At 68.2% G+C, this 17,103-nt stretch carries 16 protein-coding genes and 1 pseudogene; 9 read left to right on the plus strand and 8 right to left on the minus strand.

Going from position 1 to position 17,103, the window contains the following annotated elements; genetic code table 11:
* Nucleotides 1–104: 104 nt before the first annotated feature.
* The 5 genes from RG19_RS08215 to RG19_RS08235 form a co-directional block, all read right to left on the minus strand.
* Nucleotides 105–1,700, minus strand: coding sequence for a glucoamylase family protein (locus RG19_RS08215; protein ID WP_425599726.1), 1,596 nt, complete (start codon nt 1,698–1,700; stop codon nt 105–107).
* 137 nt (nt 1,701–1,837) lie between these two features.
* Complete coding sequence (locus RG19_RS08220; RefSeq protein ID WP_058834852.1) at nt 1,838–4,828, minus strand: TonB-dependent receptor; 2,991 nt, start codon at nt 4,826–4,828, stop codon at nt 1,838–1,840.
* A gap of 108 nt (nt 4,829–4,936) precedes the next feature.
* Nucleotides 4,937–5,947, minus strand: a complete 1,011-nt coding sequence (locus tag RG19_RS08225) for a LacI family DNA-binding transcriptional regulator (RefSeq protein ID WP_058834853.1) — start codon at nt 5,945–5,947, stop codon at nt 4,937–4,939.
* A 162-nt stretch (nt 5,948–6,109) separates the two neighbouring features.
* Entirely contained in the window at nt 6,110–6,385 is a 276-nt protein-coding gene (locus tag RG19_RS08230; protein WP_058836502.1) for a BolA family protein, read from the minus strand.
* A 26-nt stretch (nt 6,386–6,411) separates the two neighbouring features.
* On the minus strand, nt 6,412–6,711 hold the full coding sequence (locus tag RG19_RS08235) for a YciI family protein (RefSeq protein WP_058834854.1): 300 nt from the start codon (nt 6,709–6,711) through the stop codon (nt 6,412–6,414).
* A gap of 411 nt (nt 6,712–7,122) precedes the next feature.
* On the opposite strand from RG19_RS08235, the gene RG19_RS08240 reads away from it, so the two are divergent.
* The 3 genes from RG19_RS08240 to RG19_RS08250 are packed head-to-tail and all read left to right on the plus strand — an operon-like array spanning nt 7,123 to nt 10,626.
* A complete protein-coding gene (locus RG19_RS08240; RefSeq protein WP_058834855.1) occupies nt 7,123–8,046 on the plus strand; it encodes a segregation and condensation protein A in 924 nt (307 codons plus the stop codon).
* Nucleotides 8,047–8,104: 58 nt separating this feature from the next.
* Complete coding sequence (scpB, locus tag RG19_RS18425) at nt 8,105–9,013, plus strand: SMC-Scp complex subunit ScpB (RefSeq protein WP_082672560.1); 909 nt, start codon at nt 8,105–8,107, stop codon at nt 9,011–9,013.
* Nucleotides 9,013–10,626, plus strand: a complete 1,614-nt coding sequence (locus RG19_RS08250) for a pseudouridine synthase (protein ID WP_058834856.1) — start codon at nt 9,013–9,015, stop codon at nt 10,624–10,626. The genes scpB and RG19_RS08250 overlap by 1 nt, the downstream gene beginning before the upstream one ends.
* Nucleotides 10,627–10,920: 294 nt before the next feature.
* Here RG19_RS08250 and RG19_RS18430 read toward each other — a convergent pair whose 3' ends face one another.
* From RG19_RS18430 to RG19_RS08265, 3 genes are all read right to left on the minus strand, one after another.
* Nucleotides 10,921–11,394, minus strand: a complete 474-nt coding sequence (locus tag RG19_RS18430) for a DUF3247 family protein (RefSeq protein WP_338037914.1) — start codon at nt 11,392–11,394, stop codon at nt 10,921–10,923.
* On the minus strand, nt 11,345–12,175 hold the full coding sequence (locus RG19_RS08260; protein ID WP_058834858.1) for an amidohydrolase: 831 nt from the start codon (nt 12,173–12,175) through the stop codon (nt 11,345–11,347). Before RG19_RS08260 ends, RG19_RS18430 begins: the two co-directional genes overlap by 50 nt.
* Nucleotides 12,176–12,284: 109 nt before the next feature.
* On the minus strand, nt 12,285–13,439 hold the full coding sequence (locus RG19_RS08265) for a pyridoxal phosphate-dependent aminotransferase (protein ID WP_274377920.1): 1,155 nt from the start codon (nt 13,437–13,439) through the stop codon (nt 12,285–12,287).
* A 44-nt stretch (nt 13,440–13,483) separates the two neighbouring features.
* On the opposite strand from RG19_RS08265, the gene RG19_RS08270 reads away from it, so the two are divergent.
* The 6 genes and pseudogenes from RG19_RS08270 (at nt 13,484) to ccmE (ending at nt 17,103) form a co-directional block, all read left to right on the plus strand.
* Complete coding sequence (locus RG19_RS08270; RefSeq protein ID WP_058834859.1) at nt 13,484–14,017, plus strand: DUF3293 domain-containing protein; 534 nt, start codon at nt 13,484–13,486, stop codon at nt 14,015–14,017.
* Nucleotides 14,018–14,160: 143 nt separating this feature from the next.
* Nucleotides 14,161–14,775 (plus strand): annotated as a pseudogene (gene ccmA / locus RG19_RS18205) (heme ABC exporter ATP-binding protein CcmA); the annotation flags it as partial.
* Between the two features lie 225 nt (nt 14,776–15,000).
* The gene (gene ccmB / locus RG19_RS08280) at nt 15,001–15,678 is read left to right on the plus strand and encodes a heme exporter protein CcmB (RefSeq protein WP_058836504.1); all 678 of its coding nucleotides are present in this window, start codon (nt 15,001–15,003) and stop codon (nt 15,676–15,678) included.
* Nucleotides 15,679–15,716: 38 nt separating this feature from the next.
* Entirely contained in the window at nt 15,717–16,466 is a 750-nt protein-coding gene (locus RG19_RS08285) for a heme ABC transporter permease (RefSeq protein WP_058834860.1), read from the plus strand.
* Entirely contained in the window at nt 16,463–16,630 is a 168-nt protein-coding gene (gene ccmD, locus RG19_RS08290) for a heme exporter protein CcmD (protein ID WP_058834861.1), read from the plus strand. The genes RG19_RS08285 and ccmD overlap by 4 nt, the downstream gene beginning before the upstream one ends.
* Nucleotides 16,627–17,103 carry a cytochrome c maturation protein CcmE gene (gene ccmE, locus RG19_RS08295; RefSeq protein WP_058834862.1) on the plus strand — a complete coding sequence of 159 codons (477 nt, stop codon included), beginning with the start codon at nt 16,627–16,629 and terminating at the stop codon, nt 17,101–17,103. The genes ccmD and ccmE overlap by 4 nt, the downstream gene beginning before the upstream one ends.

Genomic DNA, 17,103 nt, shown 5'->3' on the forward strand with positions numbered 1-17,103 from the left:
GCACGCGCACCCCGGAAGCGCGCACCCAGCGCCAGGCGCGCGGCGGACGCGGCGCGTCTGGCGCCCCTGCTCCCTGCCGGTCCGTCCCCGCGTCTCACCCAGGATCAGTCCGCGGCCCGTGCCGCGCGATCGCGCTCGGCCGCATCGGCCTGCGCGCCGCGCGACTCCGCCTGGCCGAGTGCGCGCGCATCGGCGGCCTCTTCGTCGGGCGGCGGCGAACCTTCCGCCTCGCCGGCCTCCTCCAGCCAGCCACCGGTGAATCCGGCACGCTTGAGACCCTCGCGGATGTAGGGACTCTTGCGCATCAGTTCCCAGACGAAATTGTTGCGGTAGTTCGCGGTCATCGCCAGGATCGGCCCCTGGTCGATGCCGATGTAGTCGCTGGCCACCCAGCCCAGTTCGGGCACGATGCGGCCGGTCTTGAGCGGCACGTCGTAGTGGAAGCTCGGATTGAACGAATCGAGGAACCCGTAGCTCGAATACAGGTGCTCGCCATAGCGACGATGCAGCTCTTCGGCAACCGGAATCACGATCTCGGGCGCGAACGCGATCGACGCCAGCGCCGCGGTCGGCACGATGGTGCCGTCGTCGAAGGCCACCGACAGGCCCGCACCCCGTGCGCTGTAGTGGCGGAACTCCCGCATCTCGCCCTCGTATTCCTGATCGGTCCGCTGCGGGCCGTCGCTGGCGGTCAGACCCCAGATGTTCTCGCCGTAGTCGCGCCAGCCCATCGGGTTCTCGATCGCGTACTGGCGCTGCGCATACGTGGCGCGACGGCTGTTCTCGAAGTAGTCGAGACCGCGGTCGCGCATGTAGGCATCGCGGATGCCGCGGAAATCCACCCAGGTATGCGTGTATTGATGGCCGAAGTGCGGCGCGAAGCTCAGATACTCCTGGCCCATGAACACGCCCCACGACTCGGTGTCGTAGGTGCGGGTCCACGCCTCCCAGGCGTCCGGCTCGACCGGATGCGTCGGCGAGCCCAACGCCAGGATGTAGACCAGCATCGCTTCGTCGTAACCGGTCCAGTCGTGCTCGATGAAGCCGCTCTCGGGATACCAGCCCATCGAGATCAGCGGCGGCCGCACCTGCAGCCACGGCCATTCGACGTTGCGGTAGAGCTCATCGGCGATCTCGCGGATCTCCTGCTCGCGCGAGTCGTCGCGATCGTAGTACTGCTGGGCGAACAGCACGCCCATCATCAGCAGGCCGGTGTCCACGCTCGACAGTTCCACCCACGGCTCGTAGCGGTGGCCGTTCTGCATGTCGATGAAGTGGTAGAAGAACCCCTTGTAGCCGATGGTGCCGCTCTCCTGCGGCCCCTGGCGGGCGTCGCGGAAGAAGCGCAGCGTGGTCAGCGTGCGGTCCACCGCCTGGGTGCGGCTGACCCAGCCGTTCTCCACGCCGATCGGATACGCGGTCAGGGCGAAGCCCACCGACGCGATGCTGGAAAACGGCCGCGACGGATAGCGGTCCGGGGTGAGACCGTTGACCTCGTTGGTGGTGTCCCAGAAGAACTGGAAGGTGCGCTTTTCGATATCGCGGAACAGCGGCGGAAGTTCCGGCGGTCCCGGCGACGGCGCGGGCTCGGCATCGGGCTCCGGTTCGGGCGCCTCGACCATCGGCCCCGGCCGCGGCGGCTCCACTTCGGGCGCGGGTGCCTCCTGCCTGCAAGCCGACAGCAGTGCCACGGCCAGGATCGCCAGCAGGAACGTCAGGATGGGGCGTCGCGTGCGGAACCGTCCGAATCGCATGTGCTCTGTCACCTTCTGTCTGTAATCGTTTTCAGTTCGCAGTATAAAGAAGCCGCCCGCCTGAACGGGCGGCTTCGATCACTTCACCAGTTCAGACCGAACGACAGCTTGAACGTTCGCGTCGGCAGGTTGATCGCGGTGAGGTGCTGGCCGAAGCTCGCGTTCGGCTCGCCGTTGCGTCCCCAATCGTCGTTGTAGCTATTCCAGTTGCGACGGTTGGTCGCATTGAGCAGGTCGGCGCGGATCTGGAAACTCAGATCGTCCGACACCTGCCAGACCTTGGTCGCGGCCAGATCCAACTGAAGATGACCAAAGGTGCCATCGGGACGGTACGAGTCCGGGAAGCAATCGCCGGTGCCGTCGTCGAAACTGCCGAGGCAGTTCACACCCACCCGGTCCTTCATGCTCTCCAGGGTCAGCTTGCCCGAGTAGGTAACGCCCCAAGGGCCGTCGTAGATCGCCGTACCGACGAAGCGATGCCGCGGCACCTGCGACACCGGCAACCACCCGAAGTAGCCTGCATAGGGGTAATCGAACACCGCGGCGCCATCCTCGCTGGAGTTGCGCTCGGCATCCGTGTAGGTGTACGCAAGCGTGATGCCCCAGCCCGACGCTTCGGTGTAGAGCTTGTCCACCTTCACGTACAGAGCATTGGTCTTGGTTTCGAGCTGATTGTCGACCAGGATCAGACGTCCGAACGGTGCATCGAAGTCCCAAGGCGTTCCCCAGTTCGACCCGTCGGGGAAGAATCCGCCGTCAGGACGGCGATTGCCCAGCCGTACCGACAGCCCGTCATGGCTGCGGATGTGCGCCACCGACACCTCGCTGTTCCAGGTGGTCTCCCCGAAGTCCCAGGCGTTGCGGATACCGACGCTGAACTGGTCGGAGTACGGCACCTTCAGATCGTTGTTGATGACGTAGTACTCCTGCGAGACCTGTCCCGCCGCCACCAACTGGTCCAGCCCCGCATCCGTCAGATAGATCGGATCCCACTCCACGCAGCCGCCCTCGTTTCGGCACACGCCGTCGGCATCGACGAAAAAGGCACGATACGGACCGGCGTAGCCGACGGTTTGCTGCTCCTTCTGGATGTTGGTGAACAGGTTGCGGTCGTAGGAGCGGCCTGCACCGCCGAAAATGACATGCCGCTGATCGGCAAACAGGTCGTAGGAGAAACCGACGCGTGGCTGCCAACCGTCCTTGAAGGAATTTCTGTTGTTGCCGGTACTGATGTAATTCTCGACATTAATATCCGAATTCTGCAGGTTCGGCCAAGCACGCAGGTCCGCCGCGAGCGCGTCCGGCGTGACATGGTCCTCATAGGCCGGCGTTTTCTCGTAATCCCAGCGCAGGCCCAGATTCAGGGTGAGATGGTCGTTGACCTCCCAGTCGTCCTGGATATAGATGCCGAATTGCTTATTGTCGGAGGTGATCGCGCCACCGGACGTGCCTGGGATGCCACGACCGAACTCGACCCGGTAGGGCTGATCCAAGCTCTGGTCGATGTCGTAGTAGAACTGTGGATTGGTGAAGTTGCGCTCGACCGAATTGAGATCGACCTGCTTGTACTTCACACCCATCTTGATCGTATGACGGTCCCAACCGGTGAAGGTCAGATCATTCTGGAAGGAATAGCCTTCCTGACCTTTGTCCTGATTGTTCGAACTCGCGCCGGAGCTCACGATGTTAGCTGTCTGCTCTCGGCGATCTTCGTCATTGAGCTCCGACACGGTCAGGATGTAACCCTGCCCTGACACGAGTGGGCGTGGCGTCCACGCGGTGTCCTCATAGGTCAGGTGCATGTCGTTGAGCCAGCGATCCCCGCTGTACTGCCAACGCAGGTCGTAACGGGTGACGTCATTGGTGATGAACGTCGCGCGATCGGACGTGAAAGCGCCGTCATTGCGGATGGTTTCTTCTTCTTCGCGGCGCTGCGCGGTGAATTCCACCAGATTGAAATCGTCGACCGACCAGCTCAGCTTTCCGAAATACATGTCCTGCTTGAACGGGGAATTGCTCGCACCGAGACCCGCGATCAGATCGTCGGGCACGAGTTCAGGGTCGTAACGTCCTTGCGCTCCAAGTTCAAGCGTCTTCGGTGTTACGTACTCCTTGGCCTCATAGGCAGCGAAGAAGTGGAGCCGATCACGGATGATCGGCCCGGCAAACGATGCGCCGTACTGCTCTTCCTTCGAATCCACTTTGTTGCCGCTCTCGTGCTCGGCGGGCGTACGTGCGCGCCAATCCGAAGCAGTGCGGTCCCAGAAGAAGTTGCCCTCGAACTCGTTGGTGCCGCTGCGCGTGGCCGCGACCACGGCGGCACTGCTGATCTGGTCGAACTCGGCCTTGTAGTTCGAGGTGATCACCTTGTACTCGCCGATCGCCGACTGCGGGAACGGGTTGCCGCGGCTGGTGTCCTGACCCGGCACGCCGCCCGGCATCGTGTAGCTCTTCTGCCCGACGCCATCGATGAACACGTTGACGTTGTTGGCCGACTGGCCGCCCGAGCGCAGCTTGGTATTGCCGTTGCCATCCTGGGTGAACACCATGCCGGGCACGGTGTCGGCGAACGCCAGGAAGTTGCGGGTGCCCTGCGGCAGCGATTCGATCTGCTTGGCGGTCACGTACGTCGCGACCTCGGACGTGCGGGTCTCGACCATGTTGGTCCCCCTCACCACCACCGCATCCATGTTGGTCGCGTCCTGCGGGCCGGTCTCGGCCACACCGCCGACGCCCAGATTCAGCGTGGCGGTCTGACCGACCTGCAGGGTGACGTCCTGCGAGTTGGTCTGCCCGCCCGAGGTGACATCCACGCGATAGGTGCCCGGCGGCAGGCCGCCCAGGCTGTAGTTGCCGTTGGCGTTGGCCTGCACGCTGCGCGTGAGACCGGTGGCGGTGTTGGTGGCGGTGACGCGGGCGTCGGTGGCCGGGGCGGAATCCGCCGAGACCTGGCCGCGCAGGGTCGCGGCGGTGGACTGTGCCAGCGCAAGGGGGGATGCCAGCAGCAGTGCGCCACCCAATGCACAGCTCAACAGGCTGCGATCAAGACGGCGCGAAGCATGACGCTTCTTCATGACGAGTCCTCAGTGAAAGGCGGTCGAACGGCTCAAGGGGGAGCACTCGGGGGGGGAGGCGAGCGTTCAGGTGCGCGAACGAGACCATCACGCATGTGGAAGGGGTGTCTACGCGGCGGTCCGTCGCTTGCGGCTGGACTCGCGGATCACCAGCTCCACGGGAAGCCGTTCGTCCGCCGGCGTCCCGTCCGTCCCTTCGCCGCCGAGCCTGTCCAGCAGCAGGCGCAGGGCTCGCCCGCCGAGTTCGGCGATATCCACGCGCATCGTGGTCAGCCCGGGGTGGACGTAACGCGCGAGGGGGATATCGTCGAAACCGGCCAGGGCGATATCGTCGGGCACGCGGACGCCGGCCTGGTTGAACGCGAACAGGCAGCCCAGCGCCATCATGTCGTTGGCAGCGAACACCGCATCCGGACGCGTCGCCCCGGCGAGGACCTCCTGCCCGGCGGCATGCCCGGCAGCTTCCTCGAAGTCGCCCTGCACGACCCGGGACTCGACCGCGCCGGGCACGGTCGCCAGTTCGTCCCGATACCCGCGCAGCCGCTCGCGCGCGTCATGGTTGTCCTCCGGGCCGGCGATGAAGGCGATATGGCGATGACCGGTGTCGAGCAGGTGGCGGGTCATGGCGCGGGCGCCGCCGTAACTGTCGACATTGAGCGCGGGCAGCGCGCCGCCGGCGCCGCTGTTGAGCAGCACCGCCGGCATGCCGGGGTCCGCGACACCGCCGTGGCCGGCTTCCGACGCGAACGGCGACATCAGCAGCAGCCCATCCACGCGCCCGCGCATGGCGCGCAATGCGGAGGCCTGTTCGTCGGGGTCGCCGTGGTAGCTCGACACCAGCAGGTGCAGGCCGTGCGAGCGCGCCACCGCGTCGATGCCGCGCATGAGCTCGGAGAAGAATTCGCCGTACAGATCCGGCAGCACCACGCCGACGGTCTGGGTCCGGCGGCTGCTGAGACTGCGTGCGGCGTGATGCGGGGTATAGCGCAGTCGATCGGCCACTTCGAAGACGCGCTTGCGCACTTCCGCGGCCACGTTCTCGTGACCGTTGAGTGCGCGCGACACCGTCGCGACCGACACATTCGCCTCACGGGCGACATCTTTGATCGTGATACTCACCCGCCCTCCACGGCTGAGCCCAGCGTGGCGCGGACTGTAATCGTTTCCACACGCATTCGCAAAGATATCGACGGACGCCCTGCAATCCCTGTGCCACGCCGCGCGGCCATGCGGCGCGAGCGACCGGGCATGTTGCGCTGCACGATGATTCTGCGCCGCGGATCAGGCATCGACCGGCGGCGTGGCCTGGATCGACAACGCGTGGATATCGGTCTCCATCAATGCCCCCATCGCATCGTAGATGGCCCGGTGCCGCTGGATCGGCGTCATGCCGGCGAACGCCTGCGCCACGATCTCGACATGGAAATGGCCTCGCCCATCGCGGGCACCGGCATGCTTGGCATGCCGCTGGGAGTCGTCCCGGATCTCGAGTCGTTGTGGCGCGAACGCCTGTTCCAGCGCCGCCCGGATCGCCGGAACGCGAGCCTCGCGCGGCATCGCGTCCGGATGCGGCAGGTCGGCGCTCACGGCAGCACCTTCCGGAACGGCCTGACCTCGACGCGGGCATAGACGCCCGCGGCTACGTAAGGATCCGAGTCCGCCCAGGCGCGCGCGGACTCGATGGATTCGAATTCGGCCACCACCAGGCTGCCGCTGAAGCCGGCCGGGCCCGGGTCCTCGGCGTCGATGGCCGGGCATGGGCCGGCCAGCAGGAGCCGACCGGCGTCGCGCAGCGCTTCGAGCCGCTGCAGGTGGGCGGGACGCGCCGCCTGCCGTTGCGCCAGGACATCGCGTCCGTCGTAGCCTTCGATCACGTACCACATGCAGCGGATCCATCGTTCACCGGGAGCGCGCATTGTATCGGCTCGACTTCCGGCCCCTTGCCGCGCCGCGCCACAACGCCCGTCCGCGGGCCGCACGGTGGCTTGAACGCCCGCCGCGCATACGCTGGACAGCCGCAACGCAAGACCGTAGGCTAGACGACAGTTTCGAGACCGGATCGCAGCGGCCGTCGCTCCAGGACGCCAGATTCGCTGCCAGACCCCGGTTCCGCCCGACGCCTCTCCGCCATCGCACCGCCCCGTTCCGGGCGATGTCGTTCGCGGCGTCCGGCCGCCACGTCCACGCCGTCATCGCCGTCCGGCCGCCTGTCAGGTGGCGGACCGCCGTGGTGGCCGCGACCGGCGGCCGACCATTCCGACACCAGAGTCGGCCCAGAGGGGGCCGCTTCGCGAATGACACAAGCCGGTCAGCCCGTCGCGGATCCCGCGGCCACCGCCGTACCCGCAGCGGCTCCGCAGCAGCAGGAGATGCCGCTGGCGGTGGTGCACGGCCAGCCGGTGCTGCAGATTCCGCAGGATCTGTACATCCCGCCGGATGCGCTCGAAGTCATCCTCGAGGCGTTCGAGGGCCCACTCGATCTGCTGCTGTACCTGATCCGCCGGCAGAACCTGGACATCCTGGATATCCCGGTCGCCGAGATCACCCGCCAGTACGTTGATTACATCAACGTGATGCAGGAGTTGCGGTTCGAACTGGCGGCCGAATATCTGGTGATGGCCGCGATCCTCGCCGAGATCAAGTCGCGCATGCTGTTGCCGCGACCGGTCGCCGAGGAAGGCGAGGAAGGCGATCCACGTGCCGAACTGGTACGCCGCCTGCAGGAGTACGAACGTTTCAAACAGGCCGCTGAGGACATCGACCTGCTTCCGCGAATGGAGCGCGACACCGCCCCGGCGTCTGCGCACCTGCCCGAACAGGCGGAGGTGCGCCTGCCGCCCCCGGTGGAACTGCGCGAGCTGCTGCTGGCGCTGCACGATGTGCTCAAGCGCGCCGAGCTGTTCACCGGCCATGCGATCAAGCGCGATGCGCTGAGCGTGCGGCAGCGGATGGGCGAAGTGCTGACCCGGCTCGAAGACGGCGCGTTCCACCGCTTCGAATCGTTGTTCGAAGCGGGCGAAGGCAAGCTCGGCGTGGTGGTGACCTTGCTGTCGCTGCTGGAGCTCGCCAAGGAACGTCTGCTGGAGATCGTGCAGGAGGCGTCGACGGCGCCGATCTACGTGAAGTCGCTGGCGACCCGCGATGGCGCCGCCGGACAGGTCGAACTGGTCAGCGAGTTCGACGATATCGATGCCGAAGACGACACGCGCGGCGCCTGACCTTGAACCACGAACCCCGCGCGTCGTACGCGTGACCGACCCACACCCGACCGATCACATGGACCAGACCCTGATCAACCGCATCGTCGACGCCGCGCTGCTGGCCGCGAACCAGCCGCTGACGGTCGTGCAACTGCGCGGGTTGTTCACCCTCGACGCGCCGGCACCCGACGGCACCATCGAACAGGCCCTGCAGGATCTGCAGGCCGCCTGCGCCGACCGCGGCGTGGAGCTGGTGGAAGTCGCGTCGGGCTGGCGCTACCAGGTGCGCGGCGACGTGCATGCCTGGGTGGCGCGGCTGTGGACCGAACGCCAGACCCGCTACACCCGTGCCACGCTCGAAACACTCGCGCTGATCGCCTACCGCCAGCCGATCACCCGCGGCGAGATCGAGCAGGTCCGCGGCGTGGCGACCAACAGCAACATCATCAAGGCGCTGGAAGAGCGCGAGTGGATCCGCGTGGTCGGCCATCGCGACATGCCCGGCCGCCCCGAGCTGCTCGGAACCACCAAGACCTTCCTGGACTACTTCGGCCTCAAGCGCCTGGACGAATTGCCGCCGCTGTCGGAGCTGAAGGACTTCGGCGAACTCGAGCCCCAACTCGATCTCGGCAAGGACGACGACACCGGTCAGGCCGACGGCGACACCGCCGCGATGCCGGTCGGTGACACTCCGCTCGACGATGCAGACGCAGCCGCTGGCGCCGATGACCCGACCGGTGCCGACGACGACGTCGATGCGGCCCAGGCCTCGCCCACTGCGACCGGTGACAGCGTCGACACCGCGTCCGACGCGGACGATCCGCCCTCTCGCGACGACACCGTCGACATCGATGTCGACACCACTCGCCCCACCGAAACCACCGAAACCACCGCGGACGATGCCGATTCCGGCACCGCCGCATCCTCGCAACCCGAAACGGATACCGCCCTCGCCGACGACGGCGACAGCACCCGGAGTCAATGATGAAGAACGACAACGACGCCCAGAACACGGGCACCCGCAAACTCTCGCTCAAGCGCGACACCGATGCCCCCGCCGCCCCGCGGCTGGAAGAGCGCCTGCACAAGGTTCTGGCCCAGGCCGGTCTCGGCTCGCGGCGCGCGCTCGAGCAGCGCATCGCCGAGGGCGTGGTCAAGGTCAACGGCGAGCCGGCCCAGGTCGGCATGAGCGTCGGCAGCGGCGACCGCATCGAGATCGACGGCCGCAGCTTCGTCGCCAGCGCGCTGACCGAGCCGGCGCGCATGCTGATCTACAACAAGCCCGAGGGCGAGGTCACCACGCGCGAGGATCCCGAAGGCCGCCCGACCATCTTCGATGCCCTGCCCGTGCTCAAGGGCGCGCGCTGGATCGCCATCGGCCGCCTCGACATCAACACCACCGGCCTGCTGCTGCTCACCACCGACGGCGAGCTGGCCAACGCGATGATGCACCCGTCCTACGAGGTCGAACGCGAGTACGTCTGCCGCGTGCGCGCGCCCGAGGGCGAGGACGTGGTCTCGGAGAAGATCATCGACCGGCTGCGCCGCGGCGTGTCGCTCGACGACGGCCCGGCCAAATTCGACGCGATCGAGCGCATGGGCGGCACCGACTCGCACGACTGGTTCAGCGTGGTGGTCAAGGAAGGCCGCAACCGCGAGGTGCGCCGGCTGTGGGAATCGCAGGGCTGTCAGGTCAGCCGCCTCAAGCGCGTGCGCTACGGGCGCATCGCCCTGCCCCAGCCGTTGCTGCGCGGCCAGTCGCAGGAACTGCCGGCCACTCAGGTCGAAACCCTGCGCCGTGAGCTGAAGCTGGAAGAAGGGCCGCCGCCGGCGCTGACCCTGCAGCCGGTGATCGGCCAGCGCAAGGCGACCAAGGCGACCCTGCACGTGCCGGCCGGCGGTGGCAACGCCTACGTCAACGGCCACAACACCGCCGATGAAGGCCGCGAACTGCGCCGCTTCGACCATGTCCGCGAAGACCGCGGTCGTCGCGGCAACCGCAAGCCGCAGGGCGGCCTGACCGTCAGCGGCGAGGCCGCGGCCAAGCAATCGCAGAAGCCGTTCAAGCAGCGCAAGGACAAGCACAGCCGCGCCCTGCCCGAGGGCAACCCCGCAGCGTTCCGCACCTGGTACGTGCCCGACGGCGTGGAAACCGGCCCATCCGGCCATCGCAACGCGGATGGCCGCGGCCCGAAGAAGCCATACGGCAACAAGAAGCGGCCTGGCGGTGGTGGTGGCAGCCAGGGCGTCTACGGCAGCCCCGGCGGCGGCGGACGTGGTCCAGGCGGAGGCGGCGGTGGTGGGCGCGGTCCTGGTGGCGGCAACGCGGGCGGTCGCGGCGGCGCGGGCGGTCAAGGCCCGCGCAAGCCATACGGTCATCCCGACAGCGCACCGGTCTTTCCGTCCGACCATGCCACCCCCGGCGGATACGGCGCGGGCGCGGGCGAGCGCAATCGCGGCCCCCGTCGCGAGGGCGGCCCGGGCGGCGGCCGCAAGCCCGGTCCCGGCGGCGGGCGCGGTGCACCGCGCAGTGGTGCTCCGCGCAGCGGCCCGCCTCGCGGGGGCGCATCGCGCGGTCCGCGCGGCGGCAATCGCTGACCGCGTAGCTCGAGTACAGGTGCCGCAGTCCGGTCACGTATCACGTGACCGGCGCGTCGCATCGGCGTCCGGGTGCGTGTCCACGACAGCATCCTGTGGCGGCCTATCCAGAACCGCCTCTGCTGGCAAGGCCGTCCGACGCGATGATGCGCACCGCGCCCCGAGTCACCAGGCGGGCTTCCCCTCACGTCGAGCCGCGCGTTCTTTCGCCCTCGATCGTTCCGCAGCGGGATGTCGCCATGCCAACGCGCGTTGAGGCCTGGCGCGCGGGCACGAACCGCCCGACGTCAAGCCTCAGGCGGAGCCCAGCCGGCGCACGCGCCGGACCGTATCCAGCCACAGCGTGCGCACCCGCGCCGGCTCGAGCGGGTCGTCGAGTCGAAGGACGCCATTGACGCCTTCGCGGCCGTCCACGTCGCGGAAGTTTTGTATGGTCGGTCGCGCCGCGACCACACCGACGCATGCCGAGCCGTCGTCGAGCTGCAGCTCCACCTTGGCCTCGTCGTCGAGTTCGACCACGAGCGCTTCGAGCCGCGCGATTTCGTCGGGGTCGGTATGTACGCGTTCGGCGAACTGTCCCATTGCGATGCCCCAGAGTCCGGTGGCGTCGATTTCATCGCAACCGCCGTCAACGCAGCGGCAAATGCATCCTTCCTCCGGGACACCGCGAACGGCCATCCCGGGTACTCGCGCCTGCCGGACCGCGCCGGCGACGGGATCAGCGCGTGCCTGCGCCCGGAAGACCCGCCAGCTCGAAGCGATCGGCATCCAGCATCGCCGGGAACTGCGCACGGAATTCGTGCAGGCGCTGCGCCTGAAGGGTCGTGGTGCTCACCACTTCCTGATCGGCCGCCTCGGCCAGCGGCCTGCCCATGAAGTCGAGCACCGCGCTGTCGCCCGAGTAGGCGATGTCGTTGCCGTCCACGCCGACCCGGTTCAGGCCCACCACGAAGCACAGGTTCTCGATCGCCCGCGCGCGCAGAAGGGTCTGCCAGGCGTAGGCCCGTGCGGCCGGCCAATTCGCCACGAACAACAGCAGATCGAAGTCGAGTTGCCCCGGGCGCTCCACGTCGTAACGGTTCCGGCAGAACACGGGGAACCGGAGATCGAAGCAGACCTGCGGATTGATCCGCCACCCCTTCCATTCCACCGTCAGTCGCTCGCGCCCGGCGGCGTAGCGCTTGTGCTCGTTGGCGTACCGGAACAGATGTCGCTTGTCGTACCAGCGCAACGCGCCGTCGGGCGTCGCCCACAGCAGACGATTGAACACGCCTTCCGCCGTACGCAACTGCACGCTGCCGGTCACCGCCGCATCCAGCGCGGCGGCCTGTTCGCGCACCCACGCCACGGTCGGCCCGTCCATGTCTTCGGCGCGGTCGATGGCATCGTTGCTGAACCCGCTGGTGAAGGTTTCCGGCAACACCACCAGATCGGTGATGCCACGCAGCGGCCCGATCAACCCGCCGTAGTAGTCGCGGTTGGCTTCGGGATCGTGCCAGCGGGTTTCGCCCTGGACGATGGAAACGCGGAGATCCTGGTCTGGGGTCATGAGAGTCGTTCCGTCGGGCGGGAGGCTCGGTGCAGGTGCGTCACAGATCGGCGCGGATGCCGGCGAGGATCATCGACCGGTCCGCCGGAAACGAGGCAAGCCGTGGATATCAGAGTCCACGCAGTCGCTCGATGGCGGCGTCCAGCGTGGCCTCGTTCTTGGCGAAGCACAGCCGCGCCAGGCGCTGGCCCGAAGGTGGCGCTTCGTAGAACGGCGACAGCGGGATCGCGGCCACACCGTGCTCGCGCGTCAGCCAGCGGCAGAACGCCGCGTCGTCCAGGTCGCTGACCGCGGAATAGTCCACCAGCTGGAAGTAGCCACCGGGCACGGCCAGCGGCACAAGCTTCGTCGTCAGCAACTGCTCGCGGAAGCGGTCGCGCTTGGCCTGGTAGAACGCGCCGAGTTGTTCGTAGTGTTCCGGCTCCGCGTCCAGCATCTCCGCGAACGCGTGCTGGGCCGGGGCGAACGTGCAGAACACGTTGTACTGGTGAACCTTGCGGAACTCCGCCGACAGCGCCGGCGGGGCGATGCAGTAGCCGATCTTCCAGCCGGTGCAGTGGTAGGTCTTGCCGAAGCTCGACACCACGAACGCACGCTCGCGCAACGCCGGATAGCACAGCACCGACTCGTGGCGCGCGCCGTCGAACACGATGTGCTCGTAGACCTCGTCGGACAGCAGCCAGATTCCGGTCCCGTCCAGCAGCGCCTGCAGCGCGGCCATGTCGTCGGCGGAGAACATCGCGCCGGACGGGTTGTGCGGGCTGTTGACGATGAGCATGCGCGTGCGCGGTGTCACTGCGGCGCGCACGGTGTCCCAGTCGACGGCGAAGGTCAGCGGATCGAGCGCGACATGCACCGCACGCGCGCCGGCCAGCTCGATCGCCGGCTCGTAGCTGTCGTAGGCCGGATCGAGCACGATGACCTCTTCGCCCGCCCTCACCACCGCATGGATCGCGTTGAACAGCGCCTCGGTGGCGCCGCTGGTCACGGTGATCTCGGCGTCGGCGTCGGGCCGGTGACCGTACACGCGCTCCGTCTTGGCCACGATGGCCTGGCGCAGCGCCGGAACACCGGTCATCGGCGCGTACTGGTTGTGGCCGGCCGCCATCGCACGTCCCAGGGCGTCGACCAGCCGGGGAGGCACTTCGAAATCCGGGAAGCCCTGCCCCAGGTTGACCGCGCCGTGCTCGGCGGCCAACTGCGACATCACGGTGAAGATGGTGGTGCCGACCTTCGGCAGCTTGCTCGGGTTGGGGTTCGACACTGCTAGCCTGTCCGCGGGAGAGGCCCGCGAGTGTAACGTCCGCCATGCAGCCGATCGACGACGCGCGTGCAACCACACTGTTCGATGCCTATCTGCGGGCCCGCTACCGGGTATCGACACCGTCGGGCTGGCTGCCGCTGGAGACCGGCCGGCCGGTCCCCTTGGCACTGCGTCGTGCATTGAGCGGGGTCTCCGCCGAGACGGAGACGGTGGCCACGGCGTTCGGCGTCATCACCGCCTTCAATCCCGGTTCCTCAGCGTGCGACGCCCCGACCAATCGGGCCGCCGACGCCGCCTTGCACGAGGCTCTGCGCGATTCGGCGCCAGGCCGACTCTGGCGTACCCGCGCCAGCGCCGCGGACGGCCGCTGGCCCGAGGACGGCTGGCTGGCATCGGGCCTGACCACGCGGGTACTGGACGCCCTCGCCTGCCGCTTCGGTCAGCTCGGCACCCTCCACGCGGAGGACGACGCGCCCATTCGCCTGCGCCTCGCGATACCCATGCCAGCCGCCCTGCCACCACATCCGCATGTGGATTGGCGGGTGGCTCATCCCCGCTCGAACCGCTCTCTACCGTAGGCACAGTCGCGGCCGAGACCATCCTCGGAACGGCGACGCGGACCGTCCGACGGCCGCGAACGGCGACGCACCGGGCGGCCAGCCCGCTAGAATCGACGGTTGCGCCATCGGCGCCCGTCCATTTTCCGCGTCCGCGCCCCTGCATGCCCGATCCCGTCTTCCACGCCCCGCTGCTCGCCGCACGCGGGCTGCGCTTCAGCCGCAACGAGCAACTGGTGTTCGGCCCGCTCGATTTCGCACTGGACGCCGGCGAAGCCCTGCTGGTGCGCGGCGACAATGGCGCCGGCAAGACCAGCCTGTTGCGGGTCCTGGTCGGCCTGCTTCGCGCGGACGCCGGCGAGGTGGACATCGAGGGCGCCGCCGTGCAGCCCGCGCTGCGTGCCCGGGCCATGGCCTACCTCGGCCACCTCCCGGGCCTGAAGGCCGAACTCGGTGCGCTGGAGAACCTGCGGTACCTGTGCGCGCTGCAGGGCCGCCGCCCGGGCCAGGACATGGCGCAGGCGCTCGCGACGGTGGGCCTGGCCGGCTACGAGGACACCCCGGCCGGGAAGCTCTCGGCCGGGCAACGCAAGCGACTGTCGCTCGCGCGGCTGTGGCTGTCCCCGGCGCCGCTGTGGTTGCTCGACGAGCCCTACGCCAATCTCGACCTGGAAGGCATCGAACTGGTCAACCGGATGGTGCAGGCCCATCTGCACGCCGGCGGTGCCGCCCTGGTGACCACCCACGGCGCCTACGCCGCGCCACCGGTCCGCACCCGTGAACTGGTCCTGCCGACCGGCCCGACACCGCCTGTCCCGGCCGACGACATCGCGGACGATCTCCGGACGGACCATCCTCGCGCTGCTGACCCTGCGGTGCGGACCGGCGCCGGCCCGGCGCCGGCTCCGGCCACGGACGCGGACACGGACACGGACACGGCCACCGCCACTTCGGACCCTCAGCGGTCCGCCACGCCGGCAGCAGCGTGGAACCGTGCGGCCAGCCTGCCCACCCTGGCCGGATCCGCCGCCGCCCTCGTCGCCCGCGACCTGCGCCTGCTCTGGCACCGCCGCGGCGACGCGTTCCAGCCGGTACTGTTCGCGGTGCTGGTGGTGGTGCTGTTCGGGCTGGCGCTGGGCGGCGAGCGCACGACCCTGGCCGGTGTTTCCGCCGGCGTGCTCTGGGTCGCCGTGCTGCTGTCCGGGCTGCTCGCGCTCGACACCCTGTTCCGCGGCGATGCCGAGGACGGTTCGCTCGAACAATGGATGCTCTCGCCGGTCCCGCTGGCCTGGCTGGTGCTGGTGCGCACGGCCGTGCATTGGGCGACCACCGCGCTGCCGCTGATCCTCGCCGCGCCGTTGCTGGCCGAACTCATGCAACTGCCGCGCATGCAGCTGCCCGCCCTGCTGGCCGGACTGGCGCTGGGCACGCCGCTGTTGAGCCTGATCGGCGCGGTGGTGGCGGCATTGACCGTCGGGATGCGCCGCTCGGGTATCCTGTTGGCCCTGCTGGCATTACCGTTGTACGTGCCGGTGCTGGTGTTCGGCGCCGGCAGCGTCGCACTGGCGGGCCAGGGGCAGGATCCGACCGGGGGGCTGCTGCTGCTCGCCGCGGGGCTGGTCCTGGCGCTGGTCCTGGCACCGGTGACCGCAGCGGCCGCCATCCGCATCGCTCTCCATTGACCGCAGCGCCCGCTCCGGCGGGCGGCCACGAAGATCGAATGAATCCTGTCCTGCGCTGGTTCCACCAACTCGGATCGCCCCCCACCTTCGATCGCTTCGCCGCGCGTTGGGCGCCGTGGGGCTACGGGCTCGGTCTGCTGGTGATGGCCTGGGGCATGTACGGCGCGCTGTTCGTGGTACCCGCCGATTATCAGCAGGGCGACAGCTACCGGATCCTCTACATCCACGTGCCCAGCGCCTGGATGAGCCTCGCCGTGTACGCGCTGATGGCGCTCTACGCCGCGATCGCGCTGATCTGGCGGATCAAGCTGTGCGAAATCCTCGCCATGGCCTGCGCCCCGATCGGCGCGGCGTTCACCCTGATCACGCTCGCCACCGGCAGCATCTGGGGCAAGCCGATGTGGGGCACCTGGTGGGACTGGGATCCGCGCCTGACCACCGAGCTCATCCTGCTCTTCATGTATCTGGGCGTGATCGGCCTGTACCACGCGATCGAAGACCGCCGCGCCGCCGCGCGCGCCGCGTCGCTGCTGGCCATCGTCGGCGTGGCGCTGCTGCCGGTGATCCGCTATTCGGTGGTTTGGTGGAATTCCCTGCACCAGGGCCAGACCATCCGCGTGTTCGGCGAATCGTCGATGGACCCGAGCATGATGCCGCCGCTGATCTGGATGGTGATCGGCACCAAGCTGTGGTTCGTCGGCTCGCTGCTCAACCGCGCCCGCGCCGACAATCTCTACCGCGAGGGCGGCAAGGACTGGGTGCGCAAGATGGCACAGGAGCGCACATGAGTTACCTTCAATACGTCGTGGCCGCTTACCTGGTCTTCGTAGCGGTGCTGTTGTGGGACTTCGTCGCCCCGCGCATCCGCATCCGCCGCCTGTTGCGCGGTGTCCGCCTGCTGGCGGCACGGCGCGCGGGCAAGCCACACGCAACCGGTGAACTGACCCGATGAATCCGATCCGCCGCCGCCGCCTCTGGTTCGTCGTCGCGCTCGTCGCGGCGGCCGGCCTCGCGACGACCCTGGTCGCCTTCGCACTGCAACGCAACATCGCCTACCTCTACACCCCGGCCGAGGTGCTGGACGGCCGCGCCGGAGAATCGGCGACGTCCGGCGAGGCCCGTTTCCGACTCGGCGGCATGGTCGCGGAGGGCTCGTTCCAGCGCCCGTCGGGCTCGCTGGAATCGCGCTTCCTGGTGTCCGACGGCGATGCGGTGCTGCCGGTGACCTACAGCGGCCTGCTGCCGGACCTGTTCCGCGAGAATCAGGCCGTCGTCGCCACAGGCCGCATGCGCGACGGCGTGTTCGTCGCCGAGGACGTGCTGGCCCGGCACGACGAGACCTACATTCCGAAAGAGCTGGCCGACAAGATGGGCCTGGCCCACGAGCGGCACGGCGTGGACACGCCGGCAGGCACCTACGAGTGA

Source organism: Luteimonas abyssi, from assembly GCF_001482195.1.
GTDB lineage: Bacteria > Pseudomonadota > Gammaproteobacteria > Xanthomonadales > Xanthomonadaceae > Luteimonas > Luteimonas abyssi.